Here is a 21,556-nt window from a genome sequence, read left to right as displayed (position 1 = left end):
AAGGGAGGGGCGCTTTGCCCCGATCAGCGTCCAGCCTGCGCCGGCCCACTCAGCCGCGGCGGCGACAGCACGTCTTCGGCCGAAATGCTCCGCGCCTCCGAGGGCAGCATGATCGGGATGCCGTCGCGAACCGGATAGGCGAGCTTGGCCACTCGCGAGATCAGCTCGCCACGCTCGGGGTCCCAGGCCAGCGGCCCCTTGGTCAGCGGGCAAGCCAGCAGCTCCAGCAGCTTTGGATCGACATTGGCCGCCTTGCCCTCACGCCCGTCCGCAGCCATCAGATCCCCTTTCAGCCAAACCCGGCCAGCCCCTATTGGAGACTGGAGCCAAAATCCTCATTCTCGCGCGCCAGCGCCATTTCGGTGATGGCGATCAGCGTCTCGGCCCGCGCCCTTAGATCCGGCGCTTCCAACAGCGCCTGTTTCTCGGCCGGCCCGTAGGGCGCCATCATCGACAGCGCGTTGACCAGCATGGCGTTTTCGGCGCGGCTGACGCTTTCCCAGTCGGCTTCGAGATCGTTGGCCTGCAGATAGGCGCGAAACGCTTTGAGCAGCGCCGGCCGGTCGATCTCGTTTGCCGCCTGGTCTTCGCTAAGATCGGTGAGGAACGGTGCCAGCTTGCATTGCCGAAACGGCGTCTTCACCGGCAGCTCATGAGCGATGCGGAACCGGCATACGCCTTGCAGCGAAATCAGATAACGGCCGTCGCCGCTCTCGGCCATCGAGATGATGCGCCCGGCGCAGCCGACATTGCACAGTTCCGGCTCGCCATCGGCGCGCAGCGCACCATCGAGGCTGGGCTGGATGATGCCGATCAGCCGCGCGCCGGCGATCGCCTCATCCACCATCTCGAGATAGCGCGGCTCGAAAATATTGAGCGGCATGCGGCCGCCCGGCAGAAGCAGCGCGCCGGCAAGCGGAAACACCGGGATGGTTGACGGCAAATCCTTGCCGACCCGGTAATATGCGTTTCCGACCTGCACTTAAGTCCTCCGATCGCTTCGGCGGCATGCAGCCTGCGCAGCCCCGCATCGTCAGCATCGCCTTAATCTGGCGCAGCCGCCGCAGGCCGCAAGGCCCCCGAGCCGCTCCACGAACAATTTCGCCGGCGAATGGCTATTTGTTGGTGCATGATCTTTTCCGAAAACCGGTTCCCACTTTTCGGGATCATGCACTAGGAAAACAGCAGCGACGACAATTTGCGCCGCGCCGCCAGCGTCGCCTCGTCGGTCATGCCCCAGGCCTCGAACAGCTTCAACAGCTGCGCCCTGGCGCCGTCCTCGTTCCAGGTGCGGTCCGCCTTGATGATGGCCAGCAGATTGTCGGCCGCCGCGTGGCGATCGCCTCGCGCATTCTGGACCATGGCAAGATCGAAACGCGCCTGGTGGTCGCCGGGATTGGCGGCCAGGCGCTGCTCGAACTCGGCCGGATTGCCGAGCGCGGCCGCTTCCGCGGCCAGCGTCATCTTGGCGCGCAGCGCGGCAAGCGCGGGCGCATCCTTCTTGGCCTCCGGCGCCGTTGCCAGCAGCGCCTCGGCGCCCTCTCTGTCGCCGGCCTCGAACAGAAGCTCGCCCAGCCCGGCGATCGCCTCGATCGTCTCCGGCGCCTGCGCCAGTATGGCGTCATAGATGTCGGCAGCGGTCTGCGTATCGCCCGCCGCATGAGCCTCGGCTGCCGCGGCCAGCGCTTCGGCGACCGGCGGCGCGCCATCGCCCTTGCCGCCGACCTTGGTGATGAAGTCGCCGATCTGGCTCTCCGTGATGGCGCCCATGAAACCGTCGACCGGCTGGCCGTCCTTGAAGGCGATGACCGCCGGGATCGACTGGATGCCGAGCTGGCCGGCGATCGAGGGGTGGTCGTCAATGTTCATCTTGACCAGCTTGACCTTGCCGCCGGCGGCCTTGACCGCCTTTTCCAGCTGCGGCGTGAGCTGCTTGCAGGGCCCGCACCACGGAGCCCAGAAATCGACCAGAACCGGTTGTTTGCGCGATTCCTGGATGACGTCGGCGGCGAAGGTGGCCGTCGTGGTGTCCTTGATCAGGTCGCCACCGGCCGGAACGGTGCCGGCTGCCGCCTTGGCCGGCTCGGCGCCGCCATACTGCACCGAAGTGGTGTACTGGCCGGAATTGCCGCCGAATTGGCCGCCAAACGGATTGTTGTTGTCGCTCATGTCGTCGCCCTTCCGATCGCGCCCCTCGCCAGCGGAGCAGGCGCGACGTCCTCGCTAGAGCAATTCCAGGAAAAGTGTGAGACGGTTTTCCGCCCGGAATTGCGTTGAAACAAAAAGTCGGTTTTCGCCATCCATGTGGCGATCAAGCCGAGACTTTCAAGATAGCAGCATCATGTCCGGTTGCCTCGACGAATCTGATGAGGTCGGCCGAAGCGATCGACGTCGTCGCCTCATTGGTCAGCGGATGCGCATTGATGACGTCATGCGCCATCAAATCCTGGTCGAGCACCACCTTGACCCGTCTCTGGGTGTCGTTGATCAGCCCGAACAGGGTGACCGCGCCCGGAATGACGCCAAGCAGTTCCATCAACATCTCCGGCTTGCCGAACGACACCCGGCTGGCGGCGCCGATGACCGTGTGGATCTGCTTCAGGTCGACCACCGCATCCTCGCCGACGCTGACCAGGAAGAAATTGTCCTTCTTGTCCTTGAGGAACAGGTTTTTGGTGTGCCCCCCCGGAATCTCCCCGCGCAGCGACTGCGAATCGGCCACCGTATAGAGGGGCGGATGGCGCACGGTCGACACGTCTATGCCGAGATCGGCAAGAAAGGCGAAAAGCTCGGCTTCGGTCTTCGGCATTGATGATCTTCCCTTGTCTCGATGCGGGGCAAAGCCGTTTACGGCCAATGATGCCGCGGAGACAAGACCGTCGCGCGCAAAGTCGATGAACCGCCAGCCCGGTCGAGACGCTTGTGCCGCGCAATTTGCCGCGGCCAAAAAGCCCGTCATTTCCCTGTTGCAATCGCCGCGCTCTTCAGCCATATAGGCCCGGCTTGCGGCCAAGGGCCGTGTGAGCGGGTGTAGCTCAGGGGTAGAGCACAACCTTGCCAAGGTTGGGGTCGAGCGTTCGAATCGCTTCACCCGCTCCAATTTCCTCAAGGGGAATCAAGCATCGAAAAGCCGCGGTTCGCCGCGGCTTTTTCGCGTTCTGGGCAGTTTTAGATCGGGGCTATCGGAATACTGGAAAAGCTCGCGGTTACACGCGGGTTACCCAATTATCGGATTCGACTGACGGCCGCTTATCCGATGCTTAACGTGATCATGTTATCAAAAATAAATGATCGTTATTTCTGACGAAACAACACCGCCACAATCGGTCAACTGGGATACGATTTTCGCCGAGGTCAATTCCTGGCGCGGTGCCTGTATGCACCATCTCTCAATGGTCGAAACCGCCGTGACGGAGACATTGCTTGCGTTGAGCGCCATGGACCAAGGTGAGGTCGCAGTGCGTCTGCGCCATCTCATCGGCCAAAGATTCGAAGACTTGGCAGTGGCGATTGGCCCCGGGGGCCCATTCGAGGAAACAGGCCGGCGCGCCCTTGCTGAACTCTCAAAGTACCGCGAAAAGCATGAGGCGTTCCGTACGCTGCTATGTCATGGAATGATCAAGGTGACAGTAGACCATAACGGCCAATGGATGTTGCTCATTCGAACGCTGTCGATCCGCTCACGCCAACCGGATCGCACGATGGTGGTACTAGAGCAGTCCGAAACCGAAGCCAGACTGGCGGCCCTAAAACATGATGGGCAGAAACTCGCGTCGACCCTTGGCCAGCTTCGTAAGGTGGTGTCCACGATTTGAGCCCATCCGGCCGGAAGTGGGCGACAAGCCACACAAGCCCCTAATTTGCGGAGTCGACCCAGCCTGAAATCGCGGCTTCGCTCAGCTGAGCGACGTTCAAATCAACGAGCCTGTACCCGTTCCTCTGCTACGGGCATCACGTTCGCGGTCTTCACAAACTTCACGCCACATATCGTAGGTGGACGAGACCATGTTCTCCAGTTCGCCGAGGTCATACAGGTCGACGCCTTTATCAGTAAACAAGCGAACGACACGCTTGTCGCCTTCCGGGTCTCCGAAACGTAAGATGGCTAACTTTAATCCGGCGAAATCCTCATCTGCAGCTCTAATTCGCTCATGCATCATGGAGAAAGCGAACCGCCGGCCCTCGGCCGTTAACCCCCGCGTACGACGAGGCTCGACGAAAACAGCATGGGCTTGGTCTTCAATAGCGACCACCATCGGTAGCCAAAACGTGACTTTTCGTCCAATGCTCATTGCCAGCGGAAAGAATTCCTGCCTCCGACTCATAACGCGCATTTCGGAAGCGAACTCATATAAGCCTCGCGCTACTCGCTTGTTATGTTCCAGCTCGTCGTCGGACTTGCATTGCCGGATGAGTTCCTTTTTGGATTTTCGACCATTCCGTCCGGGCCGTTCCTCCAAACATCTCAGGCTGGAGGTTGAAGATATCTCCAAAGCAACTGCGGACAGGCTTGTAGGAGAACGGAGGTCGTCCCACCTTCATCGCCTCCAAGCTCTTACGCTTCATGTCGTCCGATTGCGGTGCTATCCGCGCTAGATCGATATCAGGCAAAGGGCGTATCATCACCAGGTTCTCCTGAGCGAGGTTCCGCACCTACGGATATTTTGTGGTGCCGGAATCGGTCCAAGATCACAGCATCTGAGATTCTAAACCCAAAAGCAACTTCCGTTCTCGCTTTGTCCGCGATATACGCCCAGGGAGAATCCTTGGCGTGAGAGAGGTCAACGAGACGCCCGGGCGACATACGGCCGTAGGAATTAAGCACCTGCTGTAACAGTGCGGTCAGACTGAGGTCGTCTAGTTTCTGGATGTCCTTCGGTTTTCCAGTTAAGGCGTCTTGGCCCGCGGCGCGAGAAGTGATTGGTGCAGAACCACAATCCTTGAAAGCCCGATACGCTGCTGGATGAACAGGCCCGTATTGCCAAGCCTCGAAATAACCTGAGACCAGCGGCTTCTTAGTCCGCATCAGGTGAATTGCGTGTGCGAAGTAAAGCAGCTTCTGAAGGGCAAGGTTTGTGATTTTGATCCCAAGCCGGTCCGCTTCGTCGAGCATGAGATTTGCAACCGCTCTCGGATCGTACTTATCGCTCATCGCCGCATGCCCAGCACCTCTATGTTCCTGCTTTGTTCGCACTATGCGCCGAGACAAATCATTTGACAAGGAATGCCCTAATTGCGTGCTGTTGCCAACGCCTCAATCATAGGCGTTTTTCCCGACATGCTACGTCGCCAACCCACTTACCTTACCCTACCCTACCAGGTGCAGTCCGCTCAGCTTGGCGACAGGGATCTCGATCATTTCGTGTTCGGCTGGCGGAAGCGGCTGAACAGAAACCGGCATACCGACGGAGTTTCTGGTCCGGTGGCCAGAGCCGGGGATACGGGACATTGTGCTTATTGCAGAGGGTGGAAGAGAGCAGTCAGCGGGGGGGCACTGCGCGGTTACCGCTACCGGATTTCGCAGCGGTTCCGCTTAATTCACAACGGAATACGCCAGTTCGTGAACGCCGAGCCCTTTGTATGGCCAGAAGCTTGTATTCTGGCGAATTTGCGTGTTATGCGGGATGCGCCACGATACTCCTCAGACGGCGCAATTTGTCGCTTGCCAAGGTTGGGGTCGAGCGTTCGAATCGCTTCACCCGCTCCAATTTCCTCAAGGGGGATCAAGCGATGAAGAGGCGCCTTTCGGGGCGCCTTTTGCTTATATGGCTTTCTAAACCGGCAATGTACGCTCATTGTAAGCGCGTTGCGGGACTCTCGTTCCACCTTGTAACCAGGCGCGGGTAAGACGGCGTGGCGCACAACCCCTTGGTTTCAAGTTCGGCGAACGGCGGCACGGCTTCCGAAGCGTCCGCTTGGCTGGCGTTGCGGAACGCCGCGTCGGAGTGCGGCTCCGGCTCGCGCTCGATCGACCCACAGGCCCTGCGCGCGCTCCCGGCGGGACGCAAGTGGGCGCGTGAGATCGCCAGGGTGATCGTCGATGGCCTTATGGCGGGAAGCCTGTCGGTGCCGGGGCAACTGGCTGCCCGGTGGGACAGGTTCGGCGGCGCCATCACCGAGTTGATAGTCGGACTCGGCAAGCTCTGGGACAATCCCGGCGCGGCTCGCCGAATCCAGTATCAGCTTGAGCAAATGCTTCTCGACGCCGACGATCTTGCCGCGCCGCGCAGGCTGGCGCGGACACTTGGAATTCGCGTCGACGCCCGGTATCCAACCGCGACCGAACTGCCGGAAGGCATCGATCAGATTTATGCCCATCTGATGATGGATGGCCGGATCGAGGCTGTCGTGCAGTTCGGCGTACTCGGGACGGTGACAAGGGATCATTGGATCGAATTGATCCTGGATGTCGTGCCCGCCGAGCGGCTTGCGAGAGGATCGCCTGTGCCGCGAAAGGGCGTCGCGGCCGACACGTCAAACATGATTGCAGCCGAGGCGTCATTGATCATGGCGGGAGGCCGGTCCGATCCGGACAGCCACTTTGGCAAACTCGCGCAATTGGCCGCGCAAGCGCAGGAGCTGGTCCGCTCGAGCGCCGAACCGACGGAGCCTGTTGGGCCGCCGCGTCGCGCTCGGGTCGCGGACAAGCACGACAAGGATCGCACGGCGTTCTGGAATCGCCATTTCGCGACCGAGGATCCGTGGAACTACGGTTCGTCCTATGAGCAGGAAAAATATGAGCGGCAGCTCGAAATTCTGCCCACCGGTCCCATTGGACGGGCGCTTGAGCTGGCCTGCGCGGAGGGCCATTTCACACGGCAGCTGGCACCGCGCGTGGGCCATCTAACTGCAACCGACATCTCCGCCATAGCCGTCGAACGCGCCCGTGCGCGATGCAGCGATCAGCCGAACATTGAGTTCGGCGTCCTCGATTTCGCTGCCGACACGCTGCCGGGTGGGATGGATCTGATCTTCTGTTCGGAAGTGCTCTACTACCTCGATGACCTCGCCGAGTTGCGGCGCATCGCCAAGAAATTCGCCGAGGCGTTGGCGCCCGGCGGCAGTTTCATCAGTGCACACGCATTCGTTCTGCGTGACAATGTCGAAAAGACGGGCTTCGACTGGAACACATTCGGCGCACAAGCGATCTCGGAGACGCTGGCGGCGACCGAAGGCCTCGTGCTGGAACAATCGATCCAGACCGAGCTCTATCGCATAGACCGCTTCCGCCGCCTGTCACCGGACGATGTGGCGACGGAACCTAGGATCGATCATGTGCCGATCCGCGCGCCCCTCGAAATCGGGGTCGCGCGAAATATTGTCCGGGGCGGCGCGCGGGCCCTGCGCCGCGACGTCGCGCGCAGCGAGCGGCGCCGGCGTATCCCTGTCCTCATGTATCACGGCGTTGCCGATGAAGGTCCGGCCGCGCTCGCCCGTTTTCGGCTCGCGCCCGCCGCCTTCGCCAGCCAGATGGCATGGCTGCGCGCCAATGGCTTTCACGCCATTGGGTCCGGGCAGCTGGAAGCGTCGATCGCCAACCGGCAGCCTTTCATAGGCCGCCCGGTTGTCATCACCTTCGATGACGGCTTCCAGAACTTTGCCGACCATGCCTGGCCGATCTTGCGCGCCAACGACCTGACCGCGGAAGTGTTCCTGGTGACGGATCTGGTGGGTGAAACTGCACAATGGGACGCTTACAGCGGTCCGCCGGCGCCGCTCATGGGCGCCGGGACGGTGCGACGCCTCGCGGCCGAAGGTGCATTCTTCGGCAGCCATATGGCGACGCATCGCGCGATCGATGCTCTGTCGACCTCTGAGCTGGCCGCCGAGCTCCTGCGCTCTCGCATGTTCATAGAACGCTGGACTGGTCGGCCAACCACGGCGTTCGCGGCACCCTTCTCTGTCACCGACCGGCGGCTTGGCCGGCTGGCCAGGGAGTGCGGCTATCGAGTAGGCTTCGGCCGCAAACACGGGCCGGCGGACCTCGATGGCGATCCCATCGACCTGCCGCGCATCGAGATACGCGGGGACCGCTCGCTCGACGACTTCGTTGCCACCGTCGAGGCCGTGCTCGATGAACGTTGAGCGTGTCAGCTCATTATTGGGCGACTTGGGACACGGCTGACATCAGCTCCTTCGGGTTTGGCGCCCCAAACATGTATCGCCCGCCCCCTGGAACCTCGGTGAAGCTCCAGCGGACGATCCCCTGCCGGTCCAACAGGAACTGACCGACCAATTGCCCGTGTCCCGTTGCCATCATCTGCTGGTCGGCGTCGGTCATTTCGTAATGGTCCTTCTTGTCGAGGATTTCGCCGGCCGCCATAGGATTCATAGGACCGGGCAACTCGCCCGGTATGTCGACCCGCATATCCATTACCGATGCGATCGAGACTTTGTACGGCCAGTTCGTCTCGTCTTGGGTGAATTCGAGATTGGGCAGTCCAAAGGCACGATGTGAAGCGCGCTCAGGGTCGGAGGCTGCAAGCAGGTTCGGCATCGGATGGTAGCGGAAATAGAGACGCGCCCGTTCGATCGGCGTGTTGACCACCGTCAGGCTCTCCACGCCCTTTTCACGCAGCTCCGGATCGAGACGCGCCTGGGCGGCGATATGGCGCCGGCAAAACGCACAATGCAGACCTCTAAACAGGCCGACCAGCACGGGTTTTTGTCCGCGAAAGTCGTCAAGCGCGATCTTGCCTTCCTGGGTAATGGCATCGAGGATCAGGTTCGGCGCAACGTCGCCTGGTTGAAGCGGTAACAAGTCACTACGCGCGGACATTTCCAACCTCCCGCCCGGCTAGTCGAGAAAAGGCAGCACCACAAGCGCTTCCGGGTCGAGCCCGTGCTGGGCGCATATACCCTGCGCCAGGGAAAAATAGCGTTCGGCCTCGGCCAGATTGTCGAGGTCGAGATTAAGCGTTGCAAGACCATCATAGCACGGAAACAGCAATTGGGGCTCGCCCGTTTCGCGGGCTACGTCCAGTGCTTCGTGGAACAAGCCGACCGCCAGTTCCGGATGGCCGTTGCACTGGTGGATCTGCCCAAGCACGATCAACGGCACCGGCAGGTGCTCGCGCTGGTCGAGCGCCCGGTCGATCTCGATGGCCTTCTCGGCAGCAGGCACGCCCTCCGTTGGACAGCGATCCGTGAAAGTACAGCAAGCCACCGCCAGATTGGCGAGGAGGCGCGCCTGGAAGCCCAGATCACCAATACGCTGTGCCACTTCAAGACCGCGCCGACAGACTTCCATCGCCCGGGCCGGATCGATGGTCGTGTAAAGCACGCCGAGATTGGTGTAACCGCGGCAGGCCGCACCCAGCAGACCGGCGGCTTCGGCCAGTTCAATGCTGCGCTCAACCTCACGCACGGCGTCATTGTTTCGCCCAAGGCGAGCCAGCGCAACAGCCTTGGTATTGAGGGCCTCGGCGGTCACAAGAGTGGCATCCTCGCAGACCTGCCCGGTCGGCAGAGTGCGTACGCAATCCAGCGCCGCGTCCGCCCATTTTGCCGCGAGCGCATGATCTCCGCTACGGAACGCCTGTCGGCCACGTTCTTGCCAGAGATGCGCCTGCTCGATCGGGGCATCCGCTCCATCGAGGAGCGCTGCCGCTTCGGCATAGCGGGATTCGGCGTTGTCCCGCTTGCCCACGTCCCAGAGCAGCCGACCGATCTTGCGCAAAACGCGCGCCGACGCGACACGATCGGCCGACTCCCGGTAGGCCTGCAACACCGCCTCGTAGTGGCGGTGCGCGATCTCGCGGCGGCCTGCCGCGCCGCTCAAATCGGCAATGCGCTCTGCTATTGCCAGTTTGAGCGGTGTTTGCTTGCTCGCGCCCAACGCGGCCAGTGCTCGCTCGTAGAAACGAAGGGCGTCGTCATTGGCGTAGATCGTGCGAGCGCGATCCCCCGCCGCCTGCAGGTAATGCGCGCCCCTCTCCCGCTCGGCGCTCTGTGCGAAATGATGACCGAGCGCGGCCAGATCCTCGAACCGTTCCGGCTTGTCGCCGCACAGTTGCTCCAGGGCAGCACCGACCCGGCCGTGGATGTCGGTCCGGCGTTGCAGGAGCAGGTTCTGGTAGATCACGTCCTGCAGCAATGTTTGCGTAAAGCGGTAGCCTTGCGACGAGACAGAGCCTGATCCCGCAACTTCCTCGATGATTTCCGCATCGCAAAGCAGCTCGCAGCCGGCTTCCAGCCGGCGGGGGTCGGCTGTCACGGCTTTCAGAAGCGTGGCATCGAAGCGCGGCCCGATGACCGCGGCTTCCTGGGCCAGCCGGCGCACCTCCTGCGGCAGCCGGTCGACGCGGGCAAGCAACATTGCCTGGATAGTAGCAGGGATGCCGGTTGCGACTTCGCCTGCCGCGGTCCGCCATTGCTGGCCTTCGCGCGTCAACACACCGCGATCGATAAGGCCGCGAACGATCTCCTCGATAAAAAGCGGGTTGCCGCCCGCGCGCTCGAGGATCTGGTCGAGAAGGCCTCCCGCGGAGTTTACCCAGCTCTCGCCGAAAAGCGCCGCCACCAGGCTGCGTCCGTCATCCCTGTTGAGCGGTGAAAGCCTGAGCGCGGTGTGACTGACCCGACTTGAATCGAGCTGGTCGTTGTCCGGCGCCGGACGATGCGTGACCAGCAACATCAGCCGCGTGCGTTCCAGCCTGTCCATCACGAAACGCAGTGCTTCGAGCGAAACGGCGTCGGCCCAGTGCAGATCTTCGACGACAATCAACAGCGGCGACAACGCAAGCCGCCGTTCGATGATGGTGCGAACCGCATAGAGGATTTGCCGCCGCAGCTGCTCTGGCTCGACATGCTGCAAGGTGGCATCGGGGTCGCCAAGGCCGAGCACATGGTAGAGCAAAGGCATCAGCCGCTTCGCCTCCTCGCCCTGCAGGCCGAGATCGCCAAGCAAGGCTGCGAGCTTGCCCCGCATTTCGTCACCACTGTCGTTTTGCATCATCCCGGCGGCGCTGCGCACCACTGCGCCCAGGGCGCCAAACGATTGTTCGCCCAGCGGTGAGCACGTGGCCTGCCGCACGGCGACATTGCGAAATCGATCCTCGTCGCCCACGCGGGCAACGAACTCCTTCACCAGTCGCGATTTCCCGATACCGGCTTCTCCGACGAGGCGGACAAGCTGGGCCGAGCCGCCGCACGCCTGGTCAAGGCTCGCCAGCATTCTGTTGAACTCAGCATCACGGCCTATTAGCGGCGCACTGAGGCCGAGCACCTCAAGCCCACGCGCTGCACGCGGCGCCGCAAGCGGCGCATCCAGTCGATGGACGAGCACACTGCCGGCCTTGCCGCGGAAGACGACATCGCCCAGCGACTCGTAAGAGAAGGCATGCCGGGTCAGCCTGTGCGTGAGCTCGCCTACCAGCACCTCACCCGGCGCGGCCAGCGATTGCAGGCGTTGCGCCGTGTTCACTGTGTCGCCGGTCACTGAATAGGATTTGGCGGTGCCGATGCCCAATCCGCCGGTAACGACCGGACCCGTGTTTATGCCGATGTGGAGCAACAGAGGCGTGCCGGAGTGGGGGGTGCTTTCACCGAGCCGCGCCGTCCGGGCGATCATGTCGAGAGCGGCGCGAAGCGCACGTTCCGGATCGTCCTCATGCGCGACCGGCGCACCGAACAAGGCAAGCAGGGCATCGCCGATGAATTTGTCGACGAAACCACCAAAGTTCTGCACGGCCGCCGTCAATTCCTTGAACAGTTCGTTCTGCAGCGCTTGCATTACCTCGGGGTCGAGCTGCTCGCTGAGTGTCGTGAAGCCGCAGAGATCGGCGAACAGGACCGTTACCGTCCGTCGATCGGCGTCGGAGACGGGATGCGGCCCTTCTTCGCTTTCGATGTTCCGCGACGGAGTTCGAGAGGGCTGCGCAGTGGTCCGGCTTGGTGTCGGAGCAGGCCGCTCCGCGGCTTTTGCGGTCGCGCCGACGCTTGCTCCGCATTTCGGGCAGAACTCGAAATCAGGTGCGCAGACATAGCCGCAACTGGCGCATGGCACGGGCTGGCGCCGGCCACACTTCGGACAGAAGGCGTAGCCGCCCTCAATCTCGAAACCGCAGCCCGAGCAGTCCATGGACACCTCTCTTGGGCCATAACGCGTGATCTGCCACGCTCGTTATCGCCAGGGTATTCACAAGGATGAACCGATGGCCGTCATCCGGCAAGCGGTAGTGCAAATTGGCAACCGTATGGGCTCGGCGGCAAAGCGCTGCCGATACGGGCGGCTGCGCGGCCGTCATTTGCGAAAATTTCCTCCTCCCCCGTCTTCCTGCTATCGTGGAGATGAGGAGGCGGACGCATGAATGAGAACCGCAAGCTGGCCGCAATCCTGGCTGCAGATGTGGTCGGATACAGCCGGCTCGCGAGCGCGGACGAAGATCGTACTTTGGCGAGGTTGCGAGCACTGCGCAGCGACCTGATCGATCCCACCATCACAGTGCACAACGGGCGAGTGATCAAGCGCACCGGGGATGGGGCGCTGGTTGAGTTCCGCAGCGTGGTGGATGCCGTGCGCTGTGCCGTTGAGATTCAGAACGGCATGCTCGAGCGCAATGCCGGCGTGCCGCAGGACCGCCGCATCGAGTTCAGGATCGGCATCCATCTGGGGGATGTGGTCGAGGAGAGCGACGGCGACCTGATGGGCGACGGCGTCAACATCGCCTCGCGCCTGGAGGGCGTCGCGTCACCCGGCGCGATCTGCCTGTCCGAGGATGCCTATCGCCAGGTCAAGGCCAGGCTCGACCTCTCGGTCAGCGATCTCGGCAGCACGCAGCTCAAGAACATCGCCGAGCCGATCCGGGTCTATTCGCTGCAAGTTGGCGCCGGGACCAAGGCGGCCGCGACCCCGGAACCAGCGGCGAGCCTGCCGGCCGCGGCAGCGCCGCCGAAGCTGTCGATCGCCGTCCTGCCGTTCGCCAACATGAGCGGTGACGCCGAGCAGGACTATTTCGCCGACGGCATCTCCGAGGACATCATCACGGCGCTGTCCAAGCTGTCGCAGCTCTTCGTCATCGCACGCAATTCGTCGTTCACCTTCAAGGGTCAGAACGTCCATGTGCAGGAGGTCGGCGCGAAGCTCGGCGTGCGGCATGTGCTTGAGGGCAGCGTCCGCAAGTCGGGGAACAGGGTGCGCATCACCGCGCAGCTCATCGATGCAATTTCGGGCGGCCATCTTTGGGCGGAGCGGTTCGACCGCGAACTGACCGACATATTCGCCGTGCAGGACGACGTGACGCAGCAGATCGTCGGTGCGCTTGCGCTCAATCTGACCGAGGGTGACCGTCAGCGGCTGGCGCCCGAGCATCCGCGCAACGCGGAGGCGTATGACTGTTTCCTGCGGGGCCGGGAGCTGTGGCACCGGCTGACGAAGGAGACCAACGTCGCAGCCCGCGACGTCTTGCAACGTGCCATCGACCTGGACCCGAACTTTGCCTCTGCCCACGCTTTCCTCGCCCTCACGCACGGGCTCGATTACCTCAACAGGTGGAGTGCCTCTCCGCCGGAATCGATGGCGCAAGCGGAAGAGGTCGCAACGCGAGCGGTAACGCTGGATGGCAGCGATCCCTGGGCGCACTGGGCGCTGGCTATAGCCAAGCTGTACACACGACGGCACGATGGGGCCGTCGACGAGGCCGAGCGCGCGATCGTCCTCAATCCGAACTTCGCGGAAGGGCACGTCAGCCTCGGCGAGGCGCTGTACTATTCGGGCAGACCCGAGGAGGCCCTCGAGAGTTTCGCCCGGGCGAAGACCTTGAATCCATACTTTCCAGATGTGCTTCTGCATTTCCAGGCTTTGGCAGCGTTCCAACTGGGAAGGTACGAAGAAGCCGTTGACCTCTTGCTCCAACGGCTGGCTCGCAACGCTGTCACCGACGTCTCGCGCGCGCTCCTGGCCGCCTGCTACGGCCATCTGGGCCGTTTGGAGGAGGCCCACGCGGCATGGCAGGAGCTGCTTCGCGTCAATCCCGACTATTCGCTGGAATATCGTCGCAAAGTCTTGCCTTACAAGAATCCTGCCGATTTCGACCTCATGGTCGACGGGCTCCGCAAGGCCGGTGTGGTGCAATGACGGGGTGACGGCCGGATCAGGCGCCGAAGGCCCGGCCGATCTTGCGCCATCGGGCGTTTTCGCGAACCAGTTTCAGGTCCTCGGTCGTCTCGGCAAATGTCCGCGATCGATACTCCCGGAGCAGGTCCGGGAAGAGGGCCCCCTCCGGCAGGCCGGCAAGCTGCTCGCGGACCGAGATCTTTTCATCGATGACCCGCATGCCCCAAGCATTTTCCCGAACCTGCAGCTCCGCAGCCAGATCGCGCTCGTCCGGCGCGTTTTCATCCAGCGCAGCCAGCAGGATCGAGTGGAAAAGCGCGACATAGCCAATCTGTCTCAGGCCGCCCACAACCCGCACGCGCGGCAATATGGCAAGGACGAGGAACATCAGGAACAGGTTCGGCAGCAGCACGCCGTCCAGCAGCGCCTGCCTGAGTTGCGGCCGCTCGAACGGGATCGAAAGACCATGCGGCCTGTCAGGCTCGATCAGGTTCCCGCCCTCAAGGACGAGCTTGCGCACGCGCTGCTCGCGGATGCCCCAGAAATAGGCTGTGGCATTGGGCAGGAATCTGCCAAATGGACCCGATTCGGCCTCTTGCAAGGCACATTCGAGACGCTGGCGCCTTGCGGGCTCCATGAGCAGCCTGGAAAGAAGACTGCCGTCATGGTCCAGATGCCGCGCCACGGCAGACGCGGCGAGCCGATCGTCGATGAAAACCGGCCGGGCCATGCCGGAACGATCCCAACTAGCGACCAGATCCTCGTTGAGTTCTGTCAGCGCATCGGCGGCGGTTGCAAACACCTTGTCCTGGCTGGCGAGCAGTGTGCCTAGCCAGCTTCTGGCGTCCGTTTCGTCGCCCACCGCTTCGAGTGCGCGTTTGTTGAGGGTGACGGGACCGGCCGCGCAGGCGCTTTTGCGGCACAGTTTGTGGCGTCCCATGCCAAACAAATTGACCTTGTCGTCGCCGACATCGAGCCATCCCGGCCCCTCCCGGCCAATCGTTTCCATGGTCATCGTCGCCCCCATGAAGCCGAAGAAGGCCGACAGCCCGTTTTCGACCGCGCCGAGCCAGGCAAGCAGGAGAGCATCGAAGGTGATCCGGTCCATCAGAAGCAGGCAGTGCAGGCCGGACTGGATCACCGGTCTGTGCTCGAATTCGTCGAGCGCCTTGCCGACCTCTTCGGGCTGCATCATCACACCAAGCCGCTGATGCAGAACGTCTCGCAGGATCGCGCGGGCAGCGATCGCCGGCCCCGATGCAGGCCTTGCCACCGGCCGCCACAGATGGCGCGCGTATTCGGAAACCGGTGCATTCCACTTCTGTTCGATGTCACGCACGACTTCCGGGCAGAGCAGCGATACCACGGCCAGAATTTCCACCGGAGGCGTGGGCGCTGGATCAAAGGTGGCGGTCATCAGAACCGCAGCCGGGCCATGGTCAGGAGGTCGTGGTACTGCCCGTCGGTAAAACCGGCCTTCACATGCCGGCCTTCGACCTCGAAGCCGTGACTGGTGTAGAGGCGGATGGCCGGTTCGTTGTCGGCATAGACGCTCAATTCGACCCGCTTCAGGGCGCGCCAGTTGTCGGCCACGTCAAGCAGCGCGCCAAGTATGGCAGAGCCGATGCCTTTGCCGACAAAGCCATCGTCAAGGCCGATATTGATCTCGCCTATGTGCGAACGGCGCGGCGAACTTTGCACGACCAGGCTGCCATGTCCGACGACCTTGCCGTCCATCTCGGCAACGATCCAGGTGGTTTCCTGGCCGGACTTGGCGATGCGCCGCTCCACCTGCTCCACCATCTCGAAAGGCATCCTGAGCGTGCCCCAGCGGAAGCCCGGCATGTTGAAGATAGCGCAGAGCGCCTCCGCATCGCTTGGCCGGACGGCGCGGAGCTGCGGCTGGATTTTCTCGGTAGAGGTCGTGCTGGTCATGGCGTCCCTGGCTAGAGCAATTCCAGGAAAAGTGTGAGCGGTTTTCCGCCCGGAATTGCGACAGAACAAAGAGATAGAGCAGTTCGCCGTTTTCTTGAAACGGTGAAACGCTCTAACGCAATCGGCCGGCACGATGCACCGGACGTCGCCTGAAAATCCAGTTATCTCTGCAACCTATGCCGATTGCACGCCGAAATACCGGGAGGCGGTGTAGAGTTTGAAGGCGCCGCTGATGCCGATCCAGCCGAAAAGAGCGAGCCAGCACAATGTCCTGGTCGCCGTCCAGCCGATCTTGTGCACCGCGGCGTCGCTAATGATGAGGCCAAGGATGGCAAGCAGGCCAACCAGGAACTGCGCCAGGCCGAGCACCAGCAGTTCCTCGCGCGGCGCGCCTTTCCAGACGAGATATGCGCCGCCTGCGCCGGCGAGGAAGATGGCGCTGTAGACCTGGGCGTGAAAGGGATCGACCGGCCATGGCCAGGTGCTGCTGACCATCAGAGGAAACAGCAACATGCCGATGCCATAGAGCCCAAGGATCGCCGTTTCCGCCACCATGTAGCTGCGCCATGCGGGGCTCAGGGTCAGGCCTTTTGCTGACGGACGGGTCCTTGCCCGCCACAGGAACAGCCCGGATACCGCGGCCGACGCAAGATAGACCAGGAACCAGAGCCAGGCCGCTTTGCGCCCGAAGTTGAAATAGCCGAGATTGATCAACGAAACCGCCGACACGATAACGGTGAAGATGAAGGCCATGACCAGCACGAGCCTGCCGGGCGACCAGCGATTCCAGAACAAGAGCGCCGCCATCACTGCCATTTCGGCGGTGTAGAAGCCGCCGAGGAAACGGGCACTGAATGGCGTCACGGGCCAGGGCCAGCGCGGCTTGACCAGCTCAGGCGCGAAAAACAGGCCGGCGCCGACGATCAGGACGATGATGACCCCAGCGGAGAAAAGGCGCAGGGCCGCGGGAAATGGCGGGTTGTCGGGTGTCGGCACGGGAGAAAGCCCCAAAGATGAATGCCCCAAGCACCCATCATAGTGCCGCTTGCGGCCGGTGAAAATCCGCCGAATGGAAATTGACCTGTCACCAGGCTTGTCCATTCGCATGGCCGTACGGCCCGTTTCGGCGTAAAGTGGCGAAGTCGGACCAAGGAGCGGTCCGGCCAACCCGCCTCGGGCGGGGCATTTTCGGAGCCTGCACGATGAACGAAGCTCAGGACCTGTTCTCGCTTCTGCGGCAATCGACCGATGTCGATCCGCAGGCAATCGACGCGATCCGGCGAACCGTCGCGGAGGGCAAGGACCGTGAGCTTTGCCGCATCAACGCGCTCGCCTTCGCCAGCAAGAATGGCCTCGACGAGGAACGTGCTATCAGTGCCTTTCTCCATGCGGCGCGGGTGGGCATCTTCGACATTTCCTGGAATGTCCTGTGCCCCGGCTGTGGCGGCGTGCTCGACACCAACGGCACGCTGAAAACGATGCAGAAGGACGAATACACCTGCGCGCTGTGCTCCCAGGGCTATTCGCCGACCCTCGATGAGATGGTGGAGGTGACATTCACAGTCAGTCCCCGCGTGCGCAGGATTGCCGCCCACAATCCACACGAACTGCCGTTGGTGGAATATTACCGCCAGATCTACTGGGCGTCCGGCGCCGATCTGCCGGATGAGGATTTGGCGAAACAGATGGAAGCGTTCTCGCTGGAGGATATCGAGCTTGCGCCCGGTGAAAAGGCGGTTCTGCACATACAGCTTCCGTCCCAATTCATCATCGTCTTCGAGCCGGTCACCCATTCGGCGCAATTCATCGACGTAAAGGGCGAACCGGCAACAGAGCGCCGAAGCCTCTCTCTGGTCTTCGACCGCGACCATGTCCAGAGCCAGACGCTGGAGATGCAACCCGGCCCGTTGCGCATTTCGCTGGAAAACAGGACCGACACCCGCGTGCTGCCTGCGGTCTTCATCGCCGGCCCGGCATTGCATGATTTCATCGGCAAGCGCCGGCCCTTCGTGACCGCCAAACGCCTGCTCACCAACCAGACGTTCCGCGATCTCTATCGCACGGATACGCTCGACATCGACCAGCGCCTGAAGATCACCAGCCTGACCTTCCTGTTCACCGACCTGCGCGGATCGACCGAGCTTTACGAGCGGGTGGGCGATCTTTCAGCCTTCGATCTCGTACGCGAGCATTTCCAGGTTCTGCACGAGATCGTCGCGGCGGAGGCTGGCGCGGTGGTGAAGACGATCGGTGATGCGGTCATGGCGACCTTCGCCACGCCTGATCGAGCGATTGCCGCGGCCCTCAGGATGCGCGATGCCATGCGTGACCTCAATGAGAAAAGCGGCCGCGAGGATCTCCTGCTCAAGATCGGTGTTCACGCCGGCCCCTGCATCGCCGTGTCCATGAATGAGCGGCAGGACTATTTCGGCCAGACGGTCAACATTGCTTCGCGGGTCCAGAACCTTGCCGACGCTCAGGCGATCTTCGCTACGCGTGCGGTGGTCGACGACAATCTCACCGCCGATCTGTTGCACAGGAATGCGCTGACGCCCGTGCCTCATGAGGTCTCGCTGCGCGGCATCGAGCGGGAGATAGCAGTCTATACGATCCCCTGAAGGGAAGGCTTAATGCATGTCGCGCAAAAGTGACCTCGGTTTGCGATAACGACATGCATCAAACAATGACCTAAAGCGCGTCGTGTGAATCTGTTTTCACGCGACGCGCTTTGGGCCCCTGAAGATTTGGCCGTCTCCGCCTTCACACGCGCCTGCAGAGGAAATAACGATCGGCGGGCTCCGAAGTCGGCGGCGGGAGGCGCAGCAGCAGCGGGTGATCGAGCGGCGTGCCACTGACCGCGAAGCCGCCGACGCGAAGCATGCGCGCAATCAGATCGGGAAGCCAGGTAGAAGTCACTGCATCGCGATCGTCATAGCCGGTGCCGATGTCGGCATGAACAAGAGCGGCGTCGATGCCAATGAACTTGCGGGCCGTCTCGCGTATTTCGCCGAGCACGAGGTTTTCAGCTTCGGGAATTGAGCTGGTGTGTGCGCCAACTTCGCGGTCGAACACCACGATGCGGCGCCCGGGCAGAAGCTCTCGCAGATGGTGGAACGTCCGGCCATTGCCGAGCCCGAGCTCGAGTACAAGCCCCTCCATCTTCGCCACCTCGGGGCAGATTTGATTGAGAATGTCGCGCTGTGCGGTCATCCTGCTGATGAAATTGTCGAGGCGACTCATATGCGATTGTATGTCCTGAACCAGCAGCCCCGATCGAGGCTTGCCGCATATAGAGGCGAACGACGAACCTTGCAATAATGCAACCGGCCGCTGACAAGCGTCATACCGGGTGGGGTCGTCGGCAGGCCGCGCTGCGGAATAGCGATCTCACTTGTAGGGGTCCGCGGCGTCCCGCAAGCCGTCGCCGAGGAAGTTGAACGCCATGATGACGAGGATGACGGGCAGCATCGGCAAAAGCAGCCATGGATAGAACGCGATCACGCTGACGCTGCGCGCCTCGGTGAGCAGGATGCCCCAGCTGGTTATCGGCGCCCTCAGGCCGAGCCCGAGGAAGCTCAGCGCCGTCTCGCCCAGGATCATGCCGGGTATGGAGAGTGTCGCCGTCGCGATCAGGTGCGACATGAAGCCGGGAATGAGATGCCGCCTGATGATGCGGCTGCTCCCGGCGCCCATCAACTGCGCGGCCAGAACGTAATCCTCCTCGCGCAAGGCCAGAAGCTTTGAGCGCACCGCCCGCGCCAGCCCGGTCCAGTCGAGCAGCCCGAGGATGACGGTGATGCCGAAATAGATCAGGATCGGACTCCAGGTTATCGGCATGATCGCCGCCAGGGCCAGCCACAGCGGAATGCTGGGAATCGATTGCAGAACTTCAATTATTCGTTGAACGATCAGGTCGAAGACACCGCCGTGATAGCCGGCCAGTCCACCGATGACGATGCCGAGCAGGAAGCTGAAACTGATGCCGACGAGGCCGATTGTCAGTGAAATGCGTGCGCCATAGATCATGCGCGAGAGCACGTCGCGCCCCAGCCTGTCCGTGCCGGCCAGAAAGAGCTGGCCGTGTTCGGCAGGGCAGACAAAATGCCTGTCACCTTCGATCAGGCCCCAGAACTGGTAACTGTCGCCCTTGCAGAAGAAATGGAGTCGCTGAACATCGTCGTGGTTCTCGATGTAGTTCCGCTTGAGCGTGTCCATATCCAGCGTCATGTGGCGGCCATAGACGAACGGCCCGACGAACTCGCCATTGTGGAACAGGTGCACCTGCTGCGGCGGCGAATAGATGTAGTCCATGTTGCGTGTGTGCAGATTGTAGGGCGCGAGGAACTCGGAGATCAGTATCCCGAAATACAGCACTGCCAGGAATATGCCGGATATAAGCGCAAGCCGGTGCTTGCGGAATTTCCACCACATCAGCCGCAACTGCGACGCCTGAAAAACCTTCGACTGCTCCGGCGTCATCGCCTCGACCGACTGCAGGTCAAAGGGCGCGCTGGAAATGTAGTGTTGCAGTGGAGCACCCGGAGCGGGCAGCGGCGAATCCTGCTTCATTTGGTGCTGCCGCCCTGCAAACGAATTCGTGGATCAAGCAGCGCCAGCGCCAGGTCTGAAATCAGCACGCCGATGACAGTCAGGAAGGCGAGGAACATAAGGAACGACCCAGCCAGATACATGTCCTGACTTTGCAGTGCCTTGATCAGCATCGGCCCGGTCGTTTCCAAAGACAGCACGATCGCCGTGATTTCGGCGCCGGAGATGATGGCCGGCAGGATGGAGCCGATGTCGGAAATGAAGAAATTGAGCGCCATGCGCATCGGATATTTGACCAGCGCCTTGAACGGATGAAGGCCTTTGGCACGCGCCGTCACGACATATTGCTTGTGCAGCTCATCGAGCAGATTGGCGCGCAGCCGCCGGATCATGCTTGCCGTGCCCCCGGTGCCGATGATCAAGACCGGGATCCAGAGATGGGCGAGGATCGACTTCGCCTTGGCCCAGCTCATTGGCTCGCCGAGATATTGCTGGTCCATGAGATGGCCGATGGACGTGCCGAACCAGATGTTGGCGAAGTACATCAGGATCAGCGCCAGCATGAAATTCGGAATCGCAAGGCCGAGAAGGCCCATGAAAGTCAGGCCATAGTCGCCCCAGCTGTATTGATGCGTGGCGGAGTACATGCCGATCGGAAAGGCGATAAGCCAGGTGAACATGATCGTGACGAAGGAAACCAGCACGGTCAGCCACATTCGGTCACCAACGACGTCGCGAACCGGCAACTCATACTCGAAGGAATAGCCGAAATCGCCGTGCAGCATCCCGCCGACCCAGTAGAAGTAGCGAATGACCGGCGGCTGGTCGAAACCATATTCCTTGCGCATCATCTCGATGCGATCGGAATCCACCGCTTCGCCCTGGGCCCGAAGCTCGGCGACATAGCTGTCGAAATAGTCGCCCGGCGGGAGTTCGATGATGGTGAACACCAGCGCCGATATGACCAGCAGCGTTGGAACCATGACGGCGATGCGCCACACAAGATATCGAAGCACG

General features: G+C 61.9%; 18 protein-coding genes and 1 tRNA gene. 5 read left to right on the top strand and 14 right to left on the bottom strand.

Annotated elements, in window-relative coordinates; all coding sequences use genetic code 11:
• Positions 1–23: 23 nt before the first annotated feature.
• From ACWTU9_RS23760 to ACWTU9_RS23745, 4 genes are all read right to left on the bottom strand, one after another.
• Positions 24–278 (bottom strand): Trm112 family protein, encoded by a 255-nt coding sequence (locus ACWTU9_RS23760; RefSeq protein ID WP_455860414.1) that lies wholly within the window; start codon positions 276–278, stop codon positions 24–26.
• Between the two features lie 32 nt (positions 279–310).
• On the bottom strand, positions 311–982 hold the full coding sequence (locus ACWTU9_RS23755; protein ID WP_455860413.1) for an LON peptidase substrate-binding domain-containing protein: 672 nt from the start codon (positions 980–982) through the stop codon (positions 311–313).
• 191 nt (positions 983–1,173) lie between these two features.
• On the bottom strand, positions 1,174–2,169 hold the full coding sequence (trxA, locus tag ACWTU9_RS23750; RefSeq protein ID WP_455860412.1) for a thioredoxin: 996 nt from the start codon (positions 2,167–2,169) through the stop codon (positions 1,174–1,176).
• 142 nt (positions 2,170–2,311) lie between these two features.
• Complete coding sequence (locus ACWTU9_RS23745) at positions 2,312–2,809, bottom strand: prolyl-tRNA synthetase associated domain-containing protein (RefSeq protein WP_455860411.1); 498 nt, start codon at positions 2,807–2,809, stop codon at positions 2,312–2,314.
• Positions 2,810–3,024: 215 nt separating this feature from the next.
• Between ACWTU9_RS23745 and ACWTU9_RS23740 the strand changes: the two genes are divergently transcribed.
• Positions 3,025–3,099 (top strand) — tRNA-Gly (locus ACWTU9_RS23740).
• Between the two features lie 188 nt (positions 3,100–3,287).
• The gene (locus ACWTU9_RS23735; RefSeq protein ID WP_455860410.1) at positions 3,288–3,815 is read left to right on the top strand and encodes a hypothetical protein; all 528 of its coding nucleotides are present in this window, start codon (positions 3,288–3,290) and stop codon (positions 3,813–3,815) included.
• Positions 3,816–3,911: 96 nt separating this feature from the next.
• On the opposite strand, the gene ACWTU9_RS23730 is transcribed toward ACWTU9_RS23735, so the two are convergent.
• Together ACWTU9_RS23730 and socA are read right to left on the bottom strand one after the other, a co-directional pair.
• Positions 3,912–4,292: a hypothetical protein gene (locus ACWTU9_RS23730; protein ID WP_455860409.1), complete on the bottom strand. Its 381-nt coding sequence runs from the start codon at positions 4,290–4,292 to the stop codon at positions 3,912–3,914.
• A 311-nt stretch (positions 4,293–4,603) separates the two neighbouring features.
• Entirely contained in the window at positions 4,604–5,152 is a 549-nt protein-coding gene (gene socA / locus ACWTU9_RS23725; protein ID WP_455860408.1) for a type VI toxin-antitoxin system SocA family antitoxin, read from the bottom strand.
• Positions 5,153–5,853: 701 nt separating this feature from the next.
• Here socA and ACWTU9_RS23720 point away from each other — a divergent pair.
• Positions 5,854–8,085: an SAM-dependent methyltransferase gene (locus ACWTU9_RS23720; protein WP_455860407.1), complete on the top strand. Its 2,232-nt coding sequence runs from the start codon at positions 5,854–5,856 to the stop codon at positions 8,083–8,085.
• Between the two features lie 13 nt (positions 8,086–8,098).
• Here ACWTU9_RS23720 and ACWTU9_RS23715 read toward each other — a convergent pair whose 3' ends face one another.
• Entirely contained in the window at positions 8,099–8,779 is a 681-nt protein-coding gene (locus ACWTU9_RS23715) for a redoxin domain-containing protein (protein WP_455860438.1), read from the bottom strand.
• A gap of 18 nt (positions 8,780–8,797) precedes the next feature.
• The gene (locus tag ACWTU9_RS23710; protein WP_455860406.1) at positions 8,798–12,082 is read right to left on the bottom strand and encodes an adenylate/guanylate cyclase domain-containing protein; all 3,285 of its coding nucleotides are present in this window, start codon (positions 12,080–12,082) and stop codon (positions 8,798–8,800) included.
• 225 nt (positions 12,083–12,307) lie between these two features.
• Between ACWTU9_RS23710 and ACWTU9_RS23705 the strand changes: the two genes are divergently transcribed.
• Positions 12,308–14,077, top strand: coding sequence for an adenylate/guanylate cyclase domain-containing protein (locus ACWTU9_RS23705; RefSeq protein WP_455860405.1), 1,770 nt, complete (start codon positions 12,308–12,310; stop codon positions 14,075–14,077).
• 16 nt (positions 14,078–14,093) lie between these two features.
• Here ACWTU9_RS23705 and ACWTU9_RS23700 read toward each other — a convergent pair whose 3' ends face one another.
• The 3 genes from ACWTU9_RS23700 to ACWTU9_RS23690 all read right to left on the bottom strand — a co-directional run bounded on the left by ACWTU9_RS23700 (position 14,094) and on the right by ACWTU9_RS23690 (position 16,987).
• Positions 14,094–15,473, bottom strand: a complete 1,380-nt coding sequence (locus tag ACWTU9_RS23700; RefSeq protein WP_455860404.1) for a hypothetical protein — start codon at positions 15,471–15,473, stop codon at positions 14,094–14,096.
• A complete protein-coding gene (locus ACWTU9_RS23695; protein WP_455860403.1) occupies positions 15,473–15,991 on the bottom strand; it encodes a GNAT family N-acetyltransferase in 519 nt (172 codons plus the stop codon). Before ACWTU9_RS23695 ends, ACWTU9_RS23700 begins: the two co-directional genes overlap by 1 nt.
• 174 nt (positions 15,992–16,165) lie before the next feature.
• Positions 16,166–16,987, bottom strand: coding sequence for a hypothetical protein (locus tag ACWTU9_RS23690; protein ID WP_455860402.1), 822 nt, complete (start codon positions 16,985–16,987; stop codon positions 16,166–16,168).
• A gap of 206 nt (positions 16,988–17,193) precedes the next feature.
• Between ACWTU9_RS23690 and ACWTU9_RS23685 the strand changes: the two genes are divergently transcribed.
• Complete coding sequence (locus ACWTU9_RS23685; RefSeq protein WP_455860401.1) at positions 17,194–18,609, top strand: DUF5939 domain-containing protein; 1,416 nt, start codon at positions 17,194–17,196, stop codon at positions 18,607–18,609.
• A 142-nt stretch (positions 18,610–18,751) separates the two neighbouring features.
• Here ACWTU9_RS23685 and ACWTU9_RS23680 read toward each other — a convergent pair whose 3' ends face one another.
• From ACWTU9_RS23680 to ACWTU9_RS23670, 3 genes are all read right to left on the bottom strand, one after another.
• Positions 18,752–19,231, bottom strand: a complete 480-nt coding sequence (locus tag ACWTU9_RS23680) for a class I SAM-dependent methyltransferase (RefSeq protein ID WP_455860400.1) — start codon at positions 19,229–19,231, stop codon at positions 18,752–18,754.
• A gap of 147 nt (positions 19,232–19,378) precedes the next feature.
• Positions 19,379–20,560 carry an ABC transporter permease gene (locus tag ACWTU9_RS23675; RefSeq protein WP_455860399.1) on the bottom strand — a complete coding sequence of 394 codons (1,182 nt, stop codon included), beginning with the start codon at positions 20,558–20,560 and terminating at the stop codon, positions 19,379–19,381.
• Positions 20,557–21,555, bottom strand: coding sequence for an ABC transporter permease (locus ACWTU9_RS23670; RefSeq protein ID WP_454588877.1), 999 nt, complete (start codon positions 21,553–21,555; stop codon positions 20,557–20,559). The genes ACWTU9_RS23675 and ACWTU9_RS23670 overlap by 4 nt, the downstream gene beginning before the upstream one ends.
• Position 21,556: the final 1 nt, after the last annotated feature.

The organism is Mesorhizobium sp. 128a, from assembly GCF_053848025.1.
Note: the sequence above shows the minus strand (reverse complement) of the source record. Positions and strands in the feature narration are given on the sequence as shown.

Excerpts from the sequence above, each read along its gene's own strand:
- ACWTU9_RS23760 (WP_455860414.1), bottom strand. The coding sequence starts at position 278 with ATGGCTGCGGACGGGCGTGAGGGCAAGGCGGCCAATGTCGATCCAAAG.
- trxA (WP_455860412.1), bottom strand. The coding sequence starts at position 2,169 with ATGAGCGACAACAACAATCCGTTTGGCGGCCAATTCGGCGGCAATTCC.
- ACWTU9_RS23745 (WP_455860411.1), bottom strand. The coding sequence starts at position 2,809 with ATGCCGAAGACCGAAGCCGAGCTTTTCGCCTTTCTTGCCGATCTCGGC.
- ACWTU9_RS23735 (WP_455860410.1), top strand. The coding sequence starts at position 3,288 with ATGATCGTTATTTCTGACGAAACAACACCGCCACAATCGGTCAACTGG.
- ACWTU9_RS23730 (WP_455860409.1), bottom strand. The coding sequence starts at position 4,292 with ATGAGCATTGGACGAAAAGTCACGTTTTGGCTACCGATGGTGGTCGCT.
- socA (WP_455860408.1), bottom strand. The coding sequence starts at position 5,152 with ATGAGCGATAAGTACGATCCGAGAGCGGTTGCAAATCTCATGCTCGAC.
- ACWTU9_RS23715 (WP_455860438.1), bottom strand. The coding sequence starts at position 8,779 with ATGTCCGCGCGTAGTGACTTGTTACCGCTTCAACCAGGCGACGTTGCG.
- ACWTU9_RS23710 (WP_455860406.1), bottom strand. The coding sequence starts at position 12,082 with ATGGACTGCTCGGGCTGCGGTTTCGAGATTGAGGGCGGCTACGCCTTC.
- ACWTU9_RS23705 (WP_455860405.1), top strand. The coding sequence starts at position 12,308 with ATGAATGAGAACCGCAAGCTGGCCGCAATCCTGGCTGCAGATGTGGTC.
- ACWTU9_RS23700 (WP_455860404.1), bottom strand. The coding sequence starts at position 15,473 with ATGACCGCCACCTTTGATCCAGCGCCCACGCCTCCGGTGGAAATTCTG.
- ACWTU9_RS23695 (WP_455860403.1), bottom strand. The coding sequence starts at position 15,991 with ATGACCAGCACGACCTCTACCGAGAAAATCCAGCCGCAGCTCCGCGCC.
- ACWTU9_RS23685 (WP_455860401.1), top strand. The coding sequence starts at position 17,194 with ATGAACGAAGCTCAGGACCTGTTCTCGCTTCTGCGGCAATCGACCGAT.
- ACWTU9_RS23680 (WP_455860400.1), bottom strand. The coding sequence starts at position 19,231 with ATGAGTCGCCTCGACAATTTCATCAGCAGGATGACCGCACAGCGCGAC.
- ACWTU9_RS23675 (WP_455860399.1), bottom strand. The coding sequence starts at position 20,560 with ATGAAGCAGGATTCGCCGCTGCCCGCTCCGGGTGCTCCACTGCAACAC.